The sequence below is a fragment of the Aquincola agrisoli genome (assembly GCF_036621135.1).
Taxonomy (GTDB): domain Bacteria; phylum Pseudomonadota; class Gammaproteobacteria; order Burkholderiales; family Burkholderiaceae_C; genus Aquincola; species Aquincola agrisoli.
Genome location: NZ_JAZIBG010000019.1, coordinates 202850 through 221059, shown reverse-complemented (window position 1 = coordinate 221059; position 18210 = coordinate 202850). Strand labels below are relative to the sequence as shown.

The window sequence follows — 18210 nt, the reverse complement described above, 5'->3', positions numbered from 1 at the left end:
ACTTTCGCGCCCAACGCCATGAACATCGAACAAGCCCGCTTCAACATGATCGAGCAGCAGATCCGCCCGTGGGACGTGCTCGACCAGGATGTGCTGTCCCTGCTGACGCGGGTGCAGCGCGAAGCGTTCGTCCCGCAGGCGCACCGCGCGCTGGCGTTCATGGACACCCAGGTGCCGCTGCCCGGGGGGCAGTCGATGCTCGAGCCCAAGATCGAGGCCCGCCTGCTGCAGGAACTCAAGGTCCGGCCCTCCGACCGCGTGCTGGAGATCGGTGCCGGCTCCGGCTACATGGCCGCGCTGCTGGCCGCGCAGGCGCAGCGCGTGACCACGCTGGAGATCAATCCCGAGCTCGCCGCCCTGGCGCGCGAGAACCTGCGCCGCGCCGGCGTGCTGAACGCCAAGGTCGTCGAGGCCGATGGCGTCGGCGGCCTGCCCGCCGAAGCACCGTTCGACGTGATCCTGCTGTCGGGTTCGGTCTCCGCGGTGCCGCAGGTCCTGCTGGCGCAGTTGAAGGAAGGCGGCAGGCTGGCCGCCATCGTCGGCCAGGAGCCCGTGATGCGCGCCGTGCTGATCACGCGCACGGGGGCGGCCGCCTACCAGCGCGAGGAACTCTTCGATACGGTCGCGCCCCGGCTGTCGGGCTTCGGCGAACCGACGCGCTTCAGCTTCTGAACGCATGCGCGGCCGGCCCGGCTTCGCTGCAATCACCCCCGCCCACGGCCCGCGACGTGCAGGTTGTCGCATGCCCGATAACGCCCTGAAAAAGGAGTTCTCCATGCGCCGTTCCCTGTTTCGCCGCCTGCTGCGCAGGCCGGCCGACGCCCTGCCGCTGGCGTGTGCGCTGGCGGCGGGTGCCGCCGGCAGCGCACACGCGCAGTCGCTGATCGAGCTGTACAACGCCGCCCGGCCCTACGACGCCACCTACCTGGCGGCGCGAGCGCAGGCCGATTCGGCGCAGTACCGCGCGGCGCAGGCCGATGCGCTGAGGCTGCCCAGCCTCGGGCTCGGCGCTTCGTACACCGATTCCGACACCGACTGGCGCACCCGCGGCGCCACGCTGCGCACCCACACGACCGCGGCCGCGCTGAACGGCCGGCAGACGGTGTTCAACCGGGCCAACGACGCCACCATCGGCCAGGCGCGGGTGCTGCTGGAGGCCAGCGGCGCGGAGCTGGAAACCGCCGAGCAGGACCTGGTGGTCCGCGTGGCCCAGGCGTACTTCGACGTGCTGGCCGCGCAGGACACGCTGTCCACCGCGCGGGCCAACAAACAGGCGATCGGCGAGCAGCTCGCCTCCGCCAAGCGCAACTTCGAGGTCGGCACCGCCACCATCACCGACACGCGCGAAGCGCAGGCGCGTTTCGACCTCGCCACCTCGCAGGAGCTGGCCGCCGACAACGACCTGCGCACCAAGAGCGTCGTGCTCGACCAGCTCGTGGGCCGCAGCAACGTGCAGCCCGATCCGCTGGCCCAGCCGGTGATGCTGCCCGAGCCCAGGCCGGCCGATGCGGAAGCCTGGGTCAACAGCGCATGGCAGGTGCACCCGGGCATCCGGCGCGCACAGGCCGGCCTGGACAACGCCAAGCTCGAAACCGAGAAGGCCCGGGCCGGCCACCTGCCCACCGTGGAGCTGGTGGCGCGCTTCGGCGGCCAGCGCCAGCGCGGCAACGCCGCCGAGCTGCCCGGCAACAGCGTGCCCGCCACCGTCGGGGTGGAGATGAACCTGCCGCTGTTTGCGGGCTTCTCCGTGCAGAACCGGGTCAAGGAAACGCTGTCGCTGGAAGAGAAGGCACGCAACGACCTCGAAGCCGCCCGCAGGGCGGTGGCCACCGCCACACGCACCGCGTACTTCCAGGTGCAGTCGAGCCTCGCGCAGGTGCGCGCGCTGGAAGCCGCCGAAACCTCGAGCAAGCTCGCGCTGGAAGCGACGCAGCTCGGCTACCGGGTCGGCGTGCGCGTCAACCTCGACGTGCTCAACGCGCAAACGCAGCTCTTCACCACGCAGCGCGACCTGGCCTTCGCGCGCTACAACGTGCTGCTCGGCACGCTGCGGCTGAAGCAGGCCGCCGGCCAGCTCGGCGGCGAAGACCTGCTCGCCATCAATGCCCTGCTGACCCGCTGACCCCGCGGCCGGCGCATCCGGCCCGCAGCCGCTAGCATGCACGGGCCATCGCAAAGGGAACCCATGCGTCAGCTGCAACTCCGCGTCAACGGCCGGCCCGCGGCGGCCGCCGCCGAACCCAACACCCTGCTCGTCGACCTGCTGCGCGGCCCGCTGGGCCTGACCGGCACGCACATCGGTTGCGACACCAGCCAGTGCGGCGCCTGCACCGTGCTGCTCGACGGCGAGGCCGTCAAGAGCTGCGCGGTGCTGGCGGTGCAGGCCGAGGGGCGCTCGGTCACGACCATCGAGGGCCTCGCGCCCGAAGGTGGCCCGCTGCACCCGGTGCAGGAGGCCTTCGTCGCCTGCCACGGCCTGCAGTGCGGCTTCTGCACCCCGGGCATGGTGATGACCGCCGTCTGCCTGCTGAAGACCGATCCTCGGCCCAGCGCCGAACGCATCGCGCACGCGCTGGAAGGCAACCTGTGCCGCTGCACCGGCTACGCCAACATCGTCGAATCGGTGCAGGTCGCCGCGCGCGCGATCGCGCAAGGCAGCCAGCCATGAGCGCGCCGGGCCGCTCCCCAAGCGCTCATCCCGGAGCACGCAGTGCGGAGGGCAGTCCCATGAGCAGCGCCCCCGTCGACACCGGCCGTTTCGGCAGCGGCCACACGGTGCGCCGGGTCGAGGACCCGGCGCTGGTCACCGGCCGCGGCCGCTTCACCGACGACGTGGCCCCCGCCGGCCAGGTGCACCTGGCGTTCGCGCGGTCGACCTATGCGCATGCACGCATCGTGTCGATCGACACCGCCCCGGCGCTCGCCCTGCCCGGGGTGCTCGCCGTCTACACCGGTGCCGACCTGGCGGCGGCGGGCGTCGCGCCGATGCCCGGCATCGGCGCCTTCAAGCGGCCCGACGGCAGCCCCGGCGCCACCCCGCCGCGGCGCGCGCTCGCGCACGAGACCGTGTACTTCGTCGGCGAGGCGGTTGCCGCCGTCGTCGCCGAGACGCGCGAGGCTGCGCGCGAGGCCGCGGCCTCGCTGTGGATCGACTACGAGGAACTGCCCGCCGTCACCGACCCGGTGCAGGCCGTCACGCCCGGCGCACCGGTGCTCTGCGCCGAGGCGCCCGACAACGTCGCCGCCGAGATGCGCCACGGCGATGCCGCCGCGACGCAGGCCGCGTTCGCCCGGGCCGCGCACGTCGTCTCGGTCGACATCGTGAACCAGCGACTGGCCGCCAGCCCGATGGAGCCGCGCTGCACGCAGGCCGCATGGGACGCCGCCGCCGGCCGGCTCACCGTGCGGCTGTCCAACCAGATGCCCACCGCCGTGCGCAACGGCCTGGCGGACGCCCTGCCCGGCCTCACGCGCGACAACGTGCGCGTGCTCGTTGACGACGTCGGCGGCGGCTTCGGCATGAAGACCGGCCTCTACCCCGAGGACATCGCCGTGGCGCACGCGGCACTCGCGCTGAAGCGGCCGGTGAGCTGGCGGGCCGAGCGCATCGAGGAGTTCCTCGCGTCGACGCACGGCCGCGACGTGCTCACGCACGCCGAACTCGCGCTCGACGCGGACGGCCGCGCGCTGGCGCTGCGCGTGCGGTCGCTGGCCAACGTCGGCGCGCACGCCACCGCCCCGGGCGTGGCCATCCAGGTGCTCATCGGGCCGTGGGTGTCGACCAGCATCTACGACCTGCAGACCATCGACCTGCACTTCACCGCGGTGCTGACCCACCGTGCGCCCACCGGGGCCTACCGCGGCGCGGGCCGCCCCGAGGCGATCTACGTGATGGAGCGGCTGATGGACGCCGCCGCCCGTGCGCTCCAGCTCGATCCGGCGGAGCTGCGCCGGCGCAACATGATCCGGCCCGGGCAGATGCCGTACCGCAACCCGATGGGCCAGACCTACGACAGCGGCCGCTTCGAGCAGATCCTCGACCAGGGACTCGAGCTCGCCGACTGGCACGGCTTAGGCGCCCGCCGCGAAGCGAGCCGCGCCCGCGGCCGGCTGCGCGGCCGCGGCATCGCCACCTTCCTCGAATGGACCGGCGGCAATGCCCTGGAAGAGCGCGTCGCGATCGACGTCACGGCCGACGGCTACATCGAGGTGAGCTCCGCCACCCAGGCCATGGGCCAGGGCATTGCGACCAGCTACACCCAGCTGGCCGTCGACGTGTTCGGCGTGCCGATGGACCGCATCCGCATCCTGCAGGGCGATACCGACCGTGCCAACGGCTTCGGCAGCGCGGGGTCGCGCTCCCTCTTCACTGGCGGCTCCGTGGTGCAGCTCGCATCGGAGCGCGCCGTCGAACAGGCCCGGGAGCTCGCGGCCGAGACGCTCGAGGCGCCGGCGGCCGACATCGAGTACCGCGCCGGCCGGCTGACGGTGGCCGGCACCGACCTCGGCATCGGCCTGTTCGACCTCGCCGGGCGGCAGCCCGACCGGCGCATCCGCGTCGACGTGACCCACGCCGCGAGCGCCCCGAGCTGGCCGAACGGCTGCCACGTCTGCGAGGTCGAGATCGACCCCGCCACCGGCGAGGTGGCGATCGTCGCGTATGCGTCGGTGAACGACATCGGCCGCGTCGTGAGCCCTGCGATCGTGCGCGGGCAGATCGAGGGCGGCGCGGTGCAGGGCATCGGCCAGGCGCTGTCGGAGCAGGTCGTCTACGACCGCGAGTCCGGCCAGCTGCTGACCGCCAGCTTCCTCGACTACGCGATGCCGCACGCCGACGGCTTCGTCGGTTTCAAGACGCGGTTCGACACCTCCATCCCGTGCCTCACCAACCCGCTGGGCGTCAAGGGCGTGGGCGAGCTCGGCACCATCGGCGCGACACCCGCCGTGGTCAACGCAGTGATCGATGCGCTGGACCACGCCGGCCTCGGGCGCGACGCCGAGCGCATCCAGATGCCGGTCACGTCCGAGCGGGTGTGGCGGGCGCTGCGGTCCGACTTCGATCCGCCGCCGCTGGCGGCGCTGCCGGGCGGGGCGGGCTGATCAGGCGTCGGGGGGCCGCCCGGCGATCACCACCTCGATGATGCGCCGCGCCATGCGCTCGGTGGCGCCGCGGTGCGCCGCGGCGAACTCGAAGGCGTTCTGCACCCAGGCATTGCGCTGCGGGTCGGAGGCCAGCGCCGCCGCGCGCTGCACGCCGTCGCTCATCTCGGCCACGCGCACCGACGCGCCCGCGCGCAGCGACAGCTCCGCCGCTTCGTCGAAGTTGAAGGTGTGCGGGCCCATCACGACGGGGCAGCCGCAGGCGGCGGCCTCGATCAGGTTCTGCCCGCCCAGCGGTGCGAAGCTCCCGCCCAGCAGCGCCACATCGGCGAGCGCGTAGTACAGCGGCATCTCGCCCATCGAATCGCCCAGCCACACGTCGGCCTGCGCCGCCTCCGCCGGCGGGGTATCGCCCCAGCTGCTGCGGCGCGCCAGCGTGAAGCCGCTGTTGTCGACCAGCAGCGCCACCTCGTTGAAGCGCTGCGGATGGCGCGGCACGATCAGCAACAAGGGGCGCGGCGCGGGCAGCGCACGCCAGGCGGCCAGCAGCATGTGCTCCTCGCCCTCGCGCGTGCTGGCTGCCAGCACCACCGCGCGCGGGCCGTGGTTGAGCGGCTCGCGCCATTGCAGGCCGCGCGCCAGCAGCTTGGGCGGCGGCGCGACGTCGTACTTCAGGTTGCCGCAGACCTCGACCCGCGGTGCGCCCGCCTGCTGCAGGCGCTGCGCATCGCCGTCGGTTTGCGCCAGCACGCGCGTGAGGCTCTGCACCGCGGGGCGCAGCAGCAGTGCGAACCGCTCGCCCTTGCGCTGGCTGCGCTCGGACAGGCGGGCGTTGGCGAGCACGATGGGCAGCCGCGCCTGCCGCGCGGCCTGCAGCAGGTTGGGCCAGATCTCCGTCTCCATCAGCACGCCGGCCAGCGGCCGGTAGCGGCGCAGGAAGCGCCGCGTGGCCCCGGGCGTGTCGTAGGGCAGCCAGGTCTGCACGTCCTCCTCGCCCAGCAGCGCCCGGCCGGCTTCCAGGCCGGTGGCGGTGCTGCAGGTGAGCACGAGCCGCATGCCCGGCATGTGCGCCCGCAGCGCGGCGATCAGCGGCTCAGCGGCGCGCGTCTCGCCGAGCGACACGGCATGCAGCCAGATCACGCGGCCCTTGATGGCGCGGCGGCGCGTGCGGTAGAAGCCCAGCCGTTCGCGCACGCGCCGTCGGTAGGCGGGCTCCCGGCGGCCCCGCCACCACAGCCGCAACAGGTACAGCGGCGTGAGGACGGTCAGCAGCGCGCCGTACAGCTGTCGCGCAAGCCAGTGGGACATTCGCCCTGCAGGAAGAACCCGTCGATGGAGGACCGCCCGGCGCTCAGTGCGCGGAGGCGGCCACCTGCGCGTCGGGCTTGACGGCGCGCAAGCGCGCCATGAAGTCCGACTCGATGCGGTGCAGGGCCTCTTCGGTGTGGCCCTCGAAGCGCAGCACCAGCACCGGCGTGGTGTTGGAGGCGCGGATCAGGCCGAAGCCGTCGTCGAAATCCACGCGCAGGCCATCGGTCGTGACCACCTCGGCGCCGGGGAAGTCGGCGTTGGCCAGCAGCTTCTCGATCACCTCGCGCGGCTCGCCTTCGGCGCAGGCCACGTTCAGCTCGGGCGTGCTGAAGCTGGTGGGCAGCGCGTTCAGCACCGCGCTCGGGTCGTCGTGGCGGGAGAGGATCTCCAGCAGACGCGCCGCGGTGTAGCTCGCGTCGTCGAAGCCGTACCAGCGCTCGCCGAAGAACACGTGGCCGCTCATCTCGCCGGCGATCGGCGCCTTCACTTCCTTCATCTTGGCCTTGACCAGCGAGTGGCCGGTCTTCCACATCAGCGGCACGCCGCCGGCGGCCTTGATGGCCGGCGCCAGGCGCTGCGTGCACTTGACGTCGAAGATGATGGTGCCGCCCTTCACGCGGGTGAGGATGTCCTGCGCGAACAGCATGAGCTGGCGGTCGGGGTAGATGATCTGGCCGTCCTTCGTCACCACGCCCAGGCGGTCGCCGTCGCCATCGAAGGCCAGGCCGATGTCGGCCTCGGCGGCGTGCACCGTGCGGATCAGGTCCTGCAGGTTCTCGGGCTTGGAAGGATCGGGGTGGTGGTTCGGGAAATCGCCGTCGACCCGGCTGTACAGCGCGATGACCTCGCAGCCCAGCGCCTTCAGCAGCTGCGGCGCCGAGGCACCGGGAATGCCGTTGCCCGAATCGACCACCACCTTCAGCGGGCGCTTGAGCTTGCAGTCGCCGACGATGCGGGCGATGTACTCGGGCACGATGTCCATCGCGGCCGAGCGGCCCTTGCCGACGGTGTAGTCCTCGGCCTCCATGCGCCGGCGCAGGCCCTGGATCTCGTCGCCGTAGATGGCGCGGCCGGCCAGCACCATCTTGAACCCGTTGTAGTCCTTCGGGTTGTGGCTGCCGGTGACCTGGATGCCGCTGTTGCAGCCATGGCGGCCGCGCGTGGCCGCCACGTAGTACAGCATCGGCGTGGTGACGGCGCCGAGGTCGACCACGTCGAGCCCGGTGGACGCCAGGCCGCGGATCAACGCGGCGGCCAGGCCGGGGCCCGACAGGCGCCCGTCGCGCCCGACGGCGACCGCCTTCTCACCGGCGGCGACTGCTTCGGTACCAAAGGCCTTGCCCAGATGTTCTGCGAAAGTCTCGTCGATGGCTTGGCCGACGATGCCGCGGATGTCGTAGGCCTTGAAGGCCGAAGCAGTCACGTTCATTCATATCCTCCGTGCGGACCATTGTAGGCAGCGCTTGGCGTTTTCCCGGAGGCCGGGCACAGGTCCGAAAACGGCGAGTCGTGCCGGCCGCGGCGTCGACAATCACGCCATGGACACCGCAGCCGCCCCTGCCGAAGCCGACACGCCCGACGCCCGCTACGCCGCGCTCGCGGCGCGGGATGCGCGCTTCGACGGGCGCTTCTTCGTCGGTGTCACCTCCACCGGCATCTATTGCCGGCCGGTGTGCCGCGTGCGCCTGCCGCTGCAGCGCAACTGCCGCTTCTTCGGCAACGCCGCCAGCGCCGAGCAGGCCGGCTTCCGCCCCTGCCTGCGCTGCCGCCCCGAGCTGGCGCCGGGCCTGTCGTTCACCGATTCGTCGCAGGTGCTGGCGCAGCACGCGGCGCGGCTGATGGAGCAGGCGGTGATGGAAGGCCAGCCCGTCTCGCTGCCCGGCGTGGCCGGCCGCCTGGGCGTGACCGACCGCCACCTGCGCCGCATCTTCCAGGAGGCGCACGGCGTCTCGCCGATCGACTTCCTGACCACGCAGCGCCTGCTGCTCGCCAAGCGGCTGCTGACGGACACGGCGATGCCCGTCACGCACGTGGCGCTGGCCAGCGGCTACGGCAGCGTGCGGCGCTTCAACGCCGCCTTCGCCGAACGCTACCGGCTGAGCCCGAGCGCGCTGCGCCGCGAACCCGCCGGCCCGGAAGCCGGTGCACCGGTCCGCAGCCCGCGCGGCGCCATGCCGGCCGGCCGCGGGCGCGCACGGCCATCGCCGGCGCAGCCCGTGCTTCGCCTGGGCTACCGCCCGCCGTTCGATGTGCCGGGCGTTCTGCGCTTCTTCGCGCAGCGCGCGGTGCCCGGCATCGAGGCGGTGGACGGCCTCTCGCTGCGCCGCACGCTGGTCATGCCGCACGGCGCCGAGGCCCTCGCCGGCTGGCTCGAGCTACGCTTCGTGCCCGAGCGGCACGAGGTGCACGTGACCCTCTCGCCCGCGTTCGTGCCGGTGCTCGGCGCGGCGCTGCAGCGTGTGCGGCATGCGCTCGACCTCGACGCCGACCCGGCGCTGGTCGACCCCGTGCTCGCGACGCTGCCGATGGTGCCCGTGCCCGGCATCCGCCTGGCCGGCAGCTTCGACGGCTTCGAGACCGCGATGCGCGTGGTGCTGGGCCAGCAGGTCACGGTGGCCGCGGCGCGCACGCTGGCCAGGCGCATCGCCGAGCGCTTCGGCGAAGCGATCGAGACACCCTTCGCCGACCTGGTGCGCCTGCCGCCCACCCCGGCCGCCATCGCCCAGGCCGACCCCGAGGAGATCGGCCGGCTGGGCATCGTGCGCCAGCGCGTGCGGGCCCTGCAGGCGCTGGCCGCCGAGGTGCACGCCGGCCGCATCGCGCTGCACCGCGGCGCGCCGCTGGCCGCCACCATGGCCGCGATGCAGGCGCTGCCCGGCATCGGCGAATGGACGGCCCAGCTCATCGCGCTGCGCGCGCTGGCCTGGCCCGACGCCTTCCCCTCCACCGACATCGGCCTGCTCAACGCCCTGGGCACCCGCGACGTGGCCGCCGTGCTGGCGCAGGCCGAAGCCTGGCGCCCGTGGCGCGGCTACGCCGTGATGCGCCTCTGGCAACACCTCGAGACACTGAAATGACCCACGCCAAACTCCCCCGCCTCAGCGCGCAGTCGCGGCTGACCACGCCGCTGGGCCCGCTGACCATCGCCGTCACCGAACTCGGGCTCGCCGGCCTGTGGTTCGATGGCCAGTCGCACCACCCGGGCGTGCTGACCGCGCCGGTCGACGACCGCCACCGCTTCATCGTGCAGGCGCGCGACGCGCTGCGCCGCTACTGGGCGGGCGACGCGAGCGAGCCCTTCGGCGTGCCGCTGGACCTGCTGGGCACACCCTTCCAGCGTGCGGTGTGGATGGCGCTGCAGCACATCGCACCCGGCACCACACGCACGTATGCCGAGATCGCGGAACTGGCCGGGGCGCCTGCCGCGGTGCGGGCCGCGGGCGCGGCGATCGGCCGCAACCCGGTGAGCGTGATCGTGCCCTGCCACCGCGTGGTCGGCCGCGACGGCAGCCTTACCGGATATGCCGGCGGGCTCGACCGCAAGCGGGCGCTGCTGGCGCTCGAAGGCGCGGTGCCGGCGGGCTCGCGCAACGAGGAGCTGTTCGCGTGACGATGCGCCCCCGTGATCTGCTCGACCTGACGATGCTCGCGGCGCTGTGGGGCGCCGCCTTCCTCTTCATGCGCATGGGCGCGGCGGCCTTCGGCCCGGTGGCGCTGGCCGCCGTGCGCGTCGGCGGCGCCGCGTGTTTCCTGCTGCCCCTGCTGGCATGGCGGCGCGAGCTGCCGGCCCTGCGCGCGCACTGGCGGCCGGTGCTGGCGGTGGGCGTGGTGAACTCGGCGCTGCCGTTCCTGCTGTTCAGCTACGCCGCGCTGGCGATCAGCGCCGGCCTGTCGTCGATCTTCAACGCCACCGCGCCGCTGTGGGCCGCGCTCGTGGCGCGGGTGTGGCTGAAGGACAAGCTGCCCCGCTCGCGCGTGATCGGCCTGGCGATCGGCTTCGCCGGCGTGGCCTGGCTGGCATGGGACAAGGCCAGCCTCAAGCCCGGCGACCACGGCGTCAGCCCCGCCGCGGCGATCGCCGCCTGCCTGCTGGCCGCCTTCTTCTACGGCCTGGGCGCCAGCTGCACTAAGCGCTGGCTCACGGGCGTGCCGTTGATGCCGGTGGCGGCGGGCAGCCAACTGGGCGCCACGCTGTCGCTGGCGCTGCCGGCCGCCCTGGCCTGGCCGGCGCAACCGCCCGCCGCGGGCGACTGGGCCGCCGCCGCGATGCTGGCGGTGCTGTGCACCGGCGTGGCGTACCTGCTGTTCTTCCGCCTCATCGCCAACGTCGGGCCGGCGAACGCGATCACCGTGACCTTCCTGATCCCGGCCTTCGCGGTGCTGTGGGGCTGGATGCTGTTGGGCGAGCCGCTGACCGGCACGATGGTGGCGGGCTGCGCGGTCATCCTGCTGGGCACCAGCCTGGCGACAGGCGTGCTGCCGCGGCCCCGGTAGCCCAGGCGCCGCTCGCCGGCCGCCTCAATCCGGCCGGATGCCCGCCTTGTGGATCACGCCGCCCCAGCGCGCCACCTCGGCGTTCAGGAACGCCGAGAAGGCCTCGGGGCCGCGTGCATCCACGCGGAAGCCCTGCTGCTTCGCCCGCTCCTCGATGTCGGGCTGCTTCATGATCTTCACGACCTCGGCGCCCAGCTTCTGCACGGCCGGCTCCGCCATGCCGGCGGGCACCATCAGCGCCGTCCAGTTCTCCACCACCAGGCCCGGCATGCCGGCCTCGGCGGTGGTGGGCACATCGGGCAGCGACGGGTAGCGCGCCTCGGTCGAGACGGCCAGCGCGCGCAGCTTGCCGCTCTTCACGTGCGCCACCGACTCGGGGAAGTTCGAGAAGATCACATCGAGCTGGCCGCCGATCAGGTCGGTCATCGACGGCGCGCCGCCCTTGTAGGGCACGTGCTGGATCGTCGTCTTGTTGATGTCGTTGAACAGCGCCAGCGTCAGGTGCGGCGGCGTGCCGTTGCCGCTGGAGCCGGCGTTCAGCGAGCGCTGCTTCGCCTGCGCCACCAGGTCCTTCAGGTCCTTGATCGGGCTGGCCGCAGGCACGACGACCAGCATCGGGCTGCCGGCCAGCAGCGCGACCGGCCGCAGGTCCTTCTGGAAGTTGAACGACGCCTTCGGGAACAGCGTGACGTTGGCCGCGTGCGTCAGCGTGATCGCCAGCAGCGTGTTGCCGTCGGGCGGCGCCTTGGCCACCGCGTCGGCGCCGATCTGCCCGCCGCCGCCCGGCTTGTTGTCGACGACGACGCTGACCTTCCAGCGTTCGCCCAGTTGCTGCGCCACCGTGCGCGCCATCATGTCGGTGAGCCCGCCAGGCGGGAACGGCACCACGTAGCGCAGCGTCGCACCCGGCTTCGGGTAGTCCGCATCGTTGGCCCAGGTGGGGCCGGTGCCCAGGGCCAGCGCCATCGCGGCGCCGGCCAGCGCGGTCGTGCGCCGCATCATGTCTCGTCGTTGCATGCCTTTGTCTCCGTTATGAACATCGGACCCGGGGAATGGGCCGATGAGGTTTTTGCGTGGAGGCCGACGGAAGGCGCGGCGGGGGGCCGCGCCAAGGTTCTGGGGGTGTCAGCCAGTCATGACTTGCTCCAAGAAGCCAGCAGCGCATCGGGCACCGCGATGCCCTCGCGCTCGGCCTGGCGGCGCAGTTGCTCGCGGCGCGCACCGGGCAGGCGCACGCCGTCGTCGCTCAGCATCTCGGCCACCAGCACCTCGATGCGGTCGAGGTAGGCGTTCGAGCCGGCCAGCGCGCCGGGGTCGATCACGATGAAGGCCTGGCCGATGCGCGGCCGGTTGCCTTCGTCGACGAAGAAGCTCGACGCCTCGAAGCCGAACTGCGCGCCGACCAGCGCGGTGACCAGCAGCTCCACCATCAGGGCCAGCATCGCGCCCTTGGAACTGCTGGCCGCCCCGATCGGCAGCATCGAGCCCGCCATGCCCGCCTTAGGGTCGGTGGTCGGTTCGCCGTCTGCATCGAGCGCCCAGCCCGGCGGGATGCTGCGGCCTTCCTTGGCCGCCACCATCAGCTTGCCGCGCGCCACCTCGCTCAGACTCAGGTCGATCATCAGCGGGTCGGCCCCGCGGCGCGGGAACACCGCCGCCACCGGGTTGGTGCCGAAGATCGGATGCCGCCCGCCGGCCGCCGGCATCGCGGCCGGCGAATTCGCGAAGCCCAGCGCCACCATGCCGGCCTCGGCCGCGGCACGCAGGTGGTCGACGACGACACCGCAGTGGTGGCTGTTGGCCACGCCCGCGATGGCGATGCCGAACTCGCGCGCACGGGCCACGGCTTCGGCCACCGCCAGCTCGCAGGCCGGGAAGGCCAGGCCCTCGCCCGCGTCGACGATGAACGCCGCGCGCTGCCGGCCGTTGCCGGTCCGCACCTCGGGCACCGCGGCGCCATCGACCCGCCCGTTGCGCAGGTGCGTGGTGTACTGCGGAATGCGGCTGAGCCCGTGCGAGCCCAGCCCCTGGGCCTCGGCCAGCACCAGCGCACGCGCGGTGGCCTGCGCCATCGCCTCGCCGGCGCCGGCCTCACGCAGCGCCGCGGCCACGGCCTCGCGCGCCTGCTGCAGAGTGAGCATCGGCATCAGTGGATCTCCCTCATTGCGGTCCTTTCACGGTGTCCCGTTCAGCGCCTCGAGCACCTTGTCGGCGATCAGGCTGCTGACGCGCTCGTTCGATTCGGCCGTCACGCCGGCGATGTGCGGCGTGAGCACCAGGTTCGGGCAGCCCGTGAAGTGCGGTGCCGCAGCCAGCGGCTCGGCATCGAACACATCGAGCGCCGCGCCGCCCAGGTGCCCGCTGCGCAGCGCCTCGGCCACCGCCAACTCGTCGACGATGCCGCCGCGCGCGGTGTTGACCAGCACCGCGCCGCGCTTCATCGCCGCGATGCGCCCGGCTCCGAAGAGCCCGCGCGTCGAATCGACCAGCGGCACGTGCAGGCTGATCACGTCGGCCTGGGCGATCAGCGCGTCGAGCCCCGCGGGCGACACGCCCGAAGCTGCATAGGCAGGATGGTCCGCATCCAGCATGGCGTCGTACGCCATGACCCGCATGCCCAGGCCCTGCGCCAGCCGCGCGGTGAGCTGGCCGATCGAGCCGAAGCCGATCAGCCCCAGCGTCCTGCCGCCCACCTCGCGCCCGTTGCTCAGCGCCGGCCGCGGCCAGCGGCCCGCGGCCACGTCGGCCGTCGACTGGTAGGCGCCGCGCAGCAGCAGCATCGCCGTGCCGATCACATACTCCGCCACGCTGAGCGCGTTGGCCCCGGCGGCCGGGATCACGCGCATGCCGCGGGCCTCGCAGCCCGGCACGTCGATGTTGTCGAGCCCGACCCCGAGCCGGCCGACGACCCGGCAGCGCTTCATCGACGCGAGCAGCTCGCCGCGCACCTGCGTGCGGTTGCGCACGATCAGCACGTCGGCCGAGGCCGCCTCGGCATGCAGCCGCACGGCGTCGTCGACGAGCTTCGGGTCGTAAAGCACGTCATGGGCCGCTCGCAGCCTCGCGACCGCGGGCTCGTCCATGAACTCCGTGATGACAACTCGGCTCATGCCAGCCCCTCGTTCGACGAGTACGTCGACCGGTCCCCCAAGGGGACACGGGCCGGCTTGGGAGCGGCCCGGCGCTCGGCCCTGGCCATCATGCGGACTCGTACAGGCGGGTCAGCACGAACTCGCGGTGGCCCAGCGCCTCGGCGGCGGTGAGGCGGCCGTTGGCGGTGCGCAGCATGCACTCCAGCAGCTGGTCGCCGGCCTGGTCGAGGGTGATGTCGCGCTGCAGCAGGCCTGAGGTGTCGACGTCGATGTGCTCGCTCATCAGCCGCACGGTACGCGGGTTCGCGCAGATCTTGATGACGGGCAGGATCGGGTTGCCGATCACGTTGCCCTGCCCCGTCGGGAAGAAGTGCACCGCGTAGCCCGAGGCCGCGCACAGCGTCACCATCTCGGCCGCGGCGCTCGACGAATCCATGAACCACAGGCCCGGGCCGGTCGGCACCTCGGCCTTGTCGAGCACGCCGTCGACCAGGCACTTCTTGCCGATCTTCTGGATGTTGCCCAGCGCCTTCTCCTCGATGGTCGTCAGGCCGCCGGCGATGTTGCCCTTGGTCGGCTGGCTGTCGGAGAGGTCGCTCGTCTTGTGGCGGTTGATCATGTCCTGGTAGCGGTTGAACATGAACATGAAGCGCTCCTTCACCTCGGGCGTGCGGCAGCGCTCGGCCACGATGCGCTCGCCGCCGGTCAGCTCGGAGGTCTCGCCGAAGACCAGCGTGTTGCCGGTTTCGTAGAGCTTGTCGAACGCGTTGCCGACCGTCGGGTTGGCGCCGCAGCCGCTGGTGGTGTCGCTCTCGCCGCACTTGGTGGAGACCCACAGCTCGCTGATCGGGCAGACCTCGCGCTGCTTCTCGCTGGCCCACTGCACGAACTCGCGCGCCGCCTTGCTGGCCTTCATGATGGTGTCGTGGTCGCCGTGGCCCTCGATGCCGAAGCCCACCACGGGCTTGCCGGTGGCGGCGATGCCGTCGACCACCTTCTTCGTCCAGCCGTCCTCGATGCCGATGACGACCACCGCCGCCACGTTGGGGTTGCAGCCCGCGCCGATCAGCGTGCGGAAGTGCAGGTCCAGGTCCGCGCCGAACTGCAGGCGGCCGTAGGGGTGCGGGATCGCCAGCGCGCCCTTGATGTTGTGCGCCACCGCCTCGGCCGCCGCGTTCGACAGGTCGTCGAGCGGCAGGATGATGACGTGGTTGCGCACGCCGACGCGGCCGTTCTCGCGGCGGTAGCCCAGGAAGGTGGTGTCGGTGGAAATGATGCTCATCTGATGGTCTCCAAACTGTGTGACTGGCTCAAGCAGGCACCGCAGATCCGGCTGCGCCGGTCTGCCGGTGCCGCCCCCTCGAGGGGGTGCGGCGAAGCCGCTCCGGGGGTGGGCTCACCACCGCTTGGTCTTGATGTTCTGGACGTGCGCGTGCTCGCCGGCCTTGATCGGCGCGACCACCTTGCCCATGTCGATGCCGTACTTCCAGACCGTGTCGCCGGTGGCCATGTCGCGCAGCGCCACCTTGTGGCCGATGGGGATGTCCTGCTTGGCATCGACGCTGATCATCTTGTCCTCGTCCATGATCCAGCCATTGAGCTGCATGCCGGCCTTCACACCCTCGACGACGACGACGGCCACGGTGTCCTTGGCGTCGTGCAGTACGAAGTGAATCATGTGCTGTCTCCTGTTCCACGTTGGGTTTCAACGGAACGCAGTGTCGGAGCCGGCTTCTCGGAGTGTCAAACAGGTCATTTATATGACTTGGATGAATCCGGCGCGCCGGACGACAATGGCGCCATGGCACTCATTGCGTCCCCCCCGGCGTCCGTGGCGACGGCCGCCGACTTCGCTCCCATCGCGCCCGACGCGGCGGGCGCGCCGCTGTACCGCGTCGTCAAGCGCTCGCTGCTGCGCGCCATCGAGGCCGGCACCTACCCCGCGGGCGGTGCGCTGCCCAGCGAGACCGGGCTGGCGGCCGCCCTGGGCGTGTCGATCGGCACCCTGCGCCACGCGGTCGACGAACTGGTGGCCGAGCACATCCTCGTGCGCCGGCAGGGCCGCGGCACCTTCGTCGCCATGCACAACACCGACCGCTTCCTGTTCCAGTTCTTCCACGTCGAGCGCAGCGACGGGCTGCGCGAAGCGCCCAAGGTCGAGCTGGTCGCATTCGAGCGCCTGCGTGTGGATGCGGACATCGCGCAGGCGCTGGGCATGAAGGCCGGCGAGCCCGTCATCCAGATCGACAACCGCCTGCTGCTGCAGGGCAAGGCGGTGATCCACGACCGCCTCACGCTGCCCTCGCTGCTGTTCAAGGGGCTGACCGAGAAGCGCTTCCGGGAGCGGCCCAGCACGATCTACCACCTCTACCAGACGGAGTTCGGCATCACGGTCGTGCGCGCGCAGGAACGGGCCCGGGCCGTGGCCGCAGACCGCACGGCGGCGCGCATCCTCGGCGTGGCGCAGGGCATGCCGGTGATGTCGGTACAGCGGACCGCGCTCACCTTCGGCGACAAGCCGGTGGAGCACCGGGTGTCGACCATCGACACCACGCGGCACGACTACGTGAACCTGCTGTCGAGGCCCTCGTGAGCGGCCCCTCCAGCGAACCCTCCGCGCTGGCCGGCGCACCGGCCCCGCGGGCCAGGGCCTGGGCGCAGCAGGTGCTCTCGTGGCTGCCGGGCTCGGCGCTCACCGCCGTCATCGCGCTGGCCGCCACCTTCGTGTCGACGCTGCATGGCGGCCCGCAGCTGCTGTACGCGCTGTTCTTCGGCGTGGCGTTCCACTACCTGAGCCAGGACGGCAAGACCAAGCCCGGCATCGAGTTCTGCTCGCGCACGCTGCTGCGTTTCGGGGTCGGGCTGCTGGGCGCTCGCATCACGGCGACGCAGATCGTCGGCCTCGGCTGGTCGACGGCGCTGATCGTCGTGGCCGGCGTCGTCACGACGATCGGCGCCGGCCTGCTGCTGGCGCGCTGGCTGGGCATGACCCGGGCGCAGGGCGTGCTTTCCGGCGGCTCGGTGGCCATCTGCGGCGCCTCGGCGGCGCTCGCCATCTCCGCCGTGCTGCCGCGCGACAAGGAGGGCGAGCGCTTCACGTTGATGGTCGTCGTCACGGTGACGGTGATGTCGACCGTCGCGATGGTGCTCTACCCGAGCGTCGCGCGCGTGCTGAACCTGCCGCCGGAGCTGGCCGGGCTCTTCATCGGCGGCACCATCCACGACGTGGCGCAGGTGGTGGGCGCGGGCTACATGCTCGGGCCGGCCACGGGGGACATCGCCACCATCGTCAAGCTGTTCCGCGTGGCCATGCTGGCGCTGGTGGTGGTGGTGGTGTCCACGGCCTTCAAGCGCGCGCGCGAGGCCAGCCATGCCGAGGGCGGCGGCAAAGCCCGGCAGCCGCTGGTGCCGTGGTTCCTGTGGGTGTTCGTCGCGATGGTGCTGCTGAACTCGCTGGGCGCGCTCGGCACGCAGGTCCAGGGCGCGCTGAACGACGTGTCGCGCGGCTGCCTGGTCGTCGCCATCGCGGCGCTGGGCATGAAGACCTCGTTCAGGCAGTTGGCCAGCGCCGGCTGGCGCCCGTTCGTGCTGATCCTGGCCGAGACGCTGTGGCTCGCCGCGCTGGTGCTCGCCTGCGCCTGGTGGCGCCGCTGAAGCCGTGCGGGCGCGGCGGGTTCAGCGCGTCCCGGAGGGCCCGAGCCGGCGGTGCGCGCCGCGGTGCAGCTCGCGCAGGTGCCAGCCGCCGCCCTCCACGATGGGGTGCTCCGCGGCGTAGCGGCCGTCCGCCGAGACGATCTCCACGTACAGCAGCGGCTCGCCGGCCGCCGGTATGCGCTCGCAGATGTAGGCGAACAGCGCCTCGGCGCGGCGCTCGGCCAGCAACCGGGCGAACAGCGCCTGCCGCCGGGCTTCGTCGGCCAGCACCTCGGGATCGGCGATGCCGTAGGTGGCCGCGGGTATCCAGCTGGTGCCCAGCAACTCGCCGGGGATGCACGCGTCCATCTCGATCGCGAAGATCTGGCCCCCGATGCTGCGGCCCCGCCGGATGTTCGAGCGCAGTGGTGCGAACACCGCGAGGAACGCGGCATTGATGTCGGCCGATTCCATGAAGCGATGCCGGCGCACACCGCGGTGGTTCTCGGTGAGGTTCTGCAGTTCGAAGTCGCGGGGATGCATGCCACGGTCTTCGGCGGCGGCAAGCACGGCTTGAGCA

Annotated in this window: 17 protein-coding genes; 9 read left to right on the top strand and 8 right to left on the bottom strand. The window is 72.2% G+C overall.

Translation table 11 applies throughout. The features are described from left to right. Window positions 1-18: 18 nt before the first annotated feature. The 4 genes from V4F39_RS07280 to V4F39_RS07265 all read left to right on the top strand — a co-directional run bounded on the left by V4F39_RS07280 (window position 19) and on the right by V4F39_RS07265 (window position 5100). Window positions 19-672, top strand: coding sequence for a protein-L-isoaspartate O-methyltransferase family protein (locus V4F39_RS07280; RefSeq protein ID WP_332288650.1), 654 nt, complete (start codon window positions 19-21; stop codon window positions 670-672). Window positions 673-775: 103 nt separating this feature from the next. After that, entirely contained in the window at window positions 776-2122 is a 1347-nt protein-coding gene (locus V4F39_RS07275; RefSeq protein ID WP_332288649.1) for a TolC family outer membrane protein, read from the top strand. Between the two features lie 63 nt (window positions 2123-2185). Next, complete coding sequence (locus V4F39_RS07270) at window positions 2186-2668, top strand: (2Fe-2S)-binding protein (RefSeq protein WP_332288648.1); 483 nt, start codon at window positions 2186-2188, stop codon at window positions 2666-2668. 59 nt (window positions 2669-2727) lie between these two features. Beyond that, window positions 2728-5100, top strand: coding sequence for a xanthine dehydrogenase family protein molybdopterin-binding subunit (locus tag V4F39_RS07265; protein ID WP_332288647.1), 2373 nt, complete (start codon window positions 2728-2730; stop codon window positions 5098-5100). Here V4F39_RS07265 and waaA read toward each other — a convergent pair whose 3' ends face one another. Together waaA and V4F39_RS07255 are read right to left on the bottom strand one after the other, a co-directional pair. Beyond that, window positions 5101-6408: a lipid IV(A) 3-deoxy-D-manno-octulosonic acid transferase gene (gene waaA, locus V4F39_RS07260; RefSeq protein WP_332288646.1), complete on the bottom strand. Its 1308-nt coding sequence runs from the start codon at window positions 6406-6408 to the stop codon at window positions 5101-5103. 43 nt (window positions 6409-6451) lie between these two features. Continuing rightward, on the bottom strand, window positions 6452-7840 hold the full coding sequence (locus tag V4F39_RS07255; protein ID WP_332288645.1) for a phosphomannomutase/phosphoglucomutase: 1389 nt from the start codon (window positions 7838-7840) through the stop codon (window positions 6452-6454). 109 nt (window positions 7841-7949) lie between these two features. Between V4F39_RS07255 and V4F39_RS07250 the strand changes: the two genes are divergently transcribed. The 3 genes from V4F39_RS07250 to V4F39_RS07240 are packed head-to-tail and all read left to right on the top strand — an operon-like array spanning window position 7950 to window position 10905. Continuing rightward, the gene (locus tag V4F39_RS07250) at window positions 7950-9488 is read left to right on the top strand and encodes an Ada metal-binding domain-containing protein (RefSeq protein ID WP_332288644.1); all 1539 of its coding nucleotides are present in this window, start codon (window positions 7950-7952) and stop codon (window positions 9486-9488) included. Further along, window positions 9485-10021, top strand: coding sequence for a methylated-DNA--[protein]-cysteine S-methyltransferase (locus tag V4F39_RS07245; RefSeq protein ID WP_332288643.1), 537 nt, complete (start codon window positions 9485-9487; stop codon window positions 10019-10021). The genes V4F39_RS07250 and V4F39_RS07245 overlap by 4 nt, the downstream gene beginning before the upstream one ends. A gap of 2 nt (window positions 10022-10023) precedes the next feature. Continuing rightward, complete coding sequence (locus V4F39_RS07240; protein ID WP_332288766.1) at window positions 10024-10905, top strand: DMT family transporter; 882 nt, start codon at window positions 10024-10026, stop codon at window positions 10903-10905. A 24-nt stretch (window positions 10906-10929) separates the two neighbouring features. On the opposite strand, the gene V4F39_RS07235 is transcribed toward V4F39_RS07240, so the two are convergent. The 5 genes from V4F39_RS07235 to V4F39_RS07215 form a co-directional block, all read right to left on the bottom strand. After that, window positions 10930-11922, bottom strand: a complete 993-nt coding sequence (locus tag V4F39_RS07235; RefSeq protein ID WP_332288642.1) for a Bug family tripartite tricarboxylate transporter substrate binding protein — start codon at window positions 11920-11922, stop codon at window positions 10930-10932. A 116-nt stretch (window positions 11923-12038) separates the two neighbouring features. Next, window positions 12039-13052 carry an Ldh family oxidoreductase gene (locus V4F39_RS07230; protein ID WP_332288641.1) on the bottom strand — a complete coding sequence of 338 codons (1014 nt, stop codon included), beginning with the start codon at window positions 13050-13052 and terminating at the stop codon, window positions 12039-12041. A 27-nt stretch (window positions 13053-13079) separates the two neighbouring features. After that, entirely contained in the window at window positions 13080-14015 is a 936-nt protein-coding gene (locus V4F39_RS07225) for a hydroxyacid dehydrogenase (RefSeq protein ID WP_332288640.1), read from the bottom strand. Window positions 14016-14103: 88 nt separating this feature from the next. Further along, on the bottom strand, window positions 14104-15279 hold the full coding sequence (locus V4F39_RS07220) for a UxaA family hydrolase (protein WP_332288639.1): 1176 nt from the start codon (window positions 15277-15279) through the stop codon (window positions 14104-14106). Between the two features lie 114 nt (window positions 15280-15393). After that, window positions 15394-15675 carry a flagellar biosynthesis protein FlgA gene (locus V4F39_RS07215; protein ID WP_332288638.1) on the bottom strand — a complete coding sequence of 94 codons (282 nt, stop codon included), beginning with the start codon at window positions 15673-15675 and terminating at the stop codon, window positions 15394-15396. Window positions 15676-15798: 123 nt separating this feature from the next. Here V4F39_RS07215 and V4F39_RS07210 point away from each other — a divergent pair, with 123 nt between their 5' ends. Together V4F39_RS07210 and V4F39_RS07205 are read left to right on the top strand one after the other, a co-directional pair. Then, a complete protein-coding gene (locus V4F39_RS07210) occupies window positions 15799-16590 on the top strand; it encodes a GntR family transcriptional regulator (RefSeq protein ID WP_332288637.1) in 792 nt (263 codons plus the stop codon). Continuing rightward, complete coding sequence (locus tag V4F39_RS07205; RefSeq protein ID WP_378235069.1) at window positions 16587-17651, top strand: YeiH family protein; 1065 nt, start codon at window positions 16587-16589, stop codon at window positions 17649-17651. Before V4F39_RS07210 ends, V4F39_RS07205 begins: the two co-directional genes overlap by 4 nt. Window positions 17652-17672: 21 nt before the next feature. Here the strand turns inward: V4F39_RS07205 and V4F39_RS07200 are convergent, their stop codons facing one another. Then, a complete protein-coding gene (locus tag V4F39_RS07200; protein ID WP_332288636.1) occupies window positions 17673-18173 on the bottom strand; it encodes a hypothetical protein in 501 nt (166 codons plus the stop codon). Window positions 18174-18210: the final 37 nt, after the last annotated feature.

Excerpts from the sequence above, each read along its gene's own strand:
- V4F39_RS07230 (WP_332288641.1), bottom strand. The coding sequence starts at position 13,052 with ATGCCGATGCTCACTCTGCAGCAGGCGCGCGAGGCCGTGGCCGCGGCG.
- V4F39_RS07220 (WP_332288639.1), bottom strand. The coding sequence starts at position 15,279 with ATGAGCATCATTTCCACCGACACCACCTTCCTGGGCTACCGCCGCGAG.
- V4F39_RS07235 (WP_332288642.1), bottom strand. The coding sequence starts at position 11,922 with ATGCAACGACGAGACATGATGCGGCGCACGACCGCGCTGGCCGGCGCC.
- V4F39_RS07255 (WP_332288645.1), bottom strand. The coding sequence starts at position 7,840 with ATGAACGTGACTGCTTCGGCCTTCAAGGCCTACGACATCCGCGGCATC.
- V4F39_RS07200 (WP_332288636.1), bottom strand. The coding sequence starts at position 18,173 with ATGCATCCCCGCGACTTCGAACTGCAGAACCTCACCGAGAACCACCGC.
- waaA (WP_332288646.1), bottom strand. The coding sequence starts at position 6,408 with ATGTCCCACTGGCTTGCGCGACAGCTGTACGGCGCGCTGCTGACCGTC.
- V4F39_RS07245 (WP_332288643.1), top strand. The coding sequence starts at position 9,485 with ATGACCCACGCCAAACTCCCCCGCCTCAGCGCGCAGTCGCGGCTGACC.
- V4F39_RS07210 (WP_332288637.1), top strand. The coding sequence starts at position 15,799 with ATGGCACTCATTGCGTCCCCCCCGGCGTCCGTGGCGACGGCCGCCGAC.
- V4F39_RS07250 (WP_332288644.1), top strand. The coding sequence starts at position 7,950 with ATGGACACCGCAGCCGCCCCTGCCGAAGCCGACACGCCCGACGCCCGC.
- V4F39_RS07265 (WP_332288647.1), top strand. The coding sequence starts at position 2,728 with ATGAGCAGCGCCCCCGTCGACACCGGCCGTTTCGGCAGCGGCCACACG.
- V4F39_RS07215 (WP_332288638.1), bottom strand. The coding sequence starts at position 15,675 with ATGATTCACTTCGTACTGCACGACGCCAAGGACACCGTGGCCGTCGTC.
- V4F39_RS07275 (WP_332288649.1), top strand. The coding sequence starts at position 776 with ATGCGCCGTTCCCTGTTTCGCCGCCTGCTGCGCAGGCCGGCCGACGCC.
- V4F39_RS07270 (WP_332288648.1), top strand. The coding sequence starts at position 2,186 with ATGCGTCAGCTGCAACTCCGCGTCAACGGCCGGCCCGCGGCGGCCGCC.
- V4F39_RS07280 (WP_332288650.1), top strand. The coding sequence starts at position 19 with ATGAACATCGAACAAGCCCGCTTCAACATGATCGAGCAGCAGATCCGC.
- V4F39_RS07225 (WP_332288640.1), bottom strand. The coding sequence starts at position 14,015 with ATGAGCCGAGTTGTCATCACGGAGTTCATGGACGAGCCCGCGGTCGCG.
- V4F39_RS07240 (WP_332288766.1), top strand. The coding sequence starts at position 10,024 with ATGCGCCCCCGTGATCTGCTCGACCTGACGATGCTCGCGGCGCTGTGG.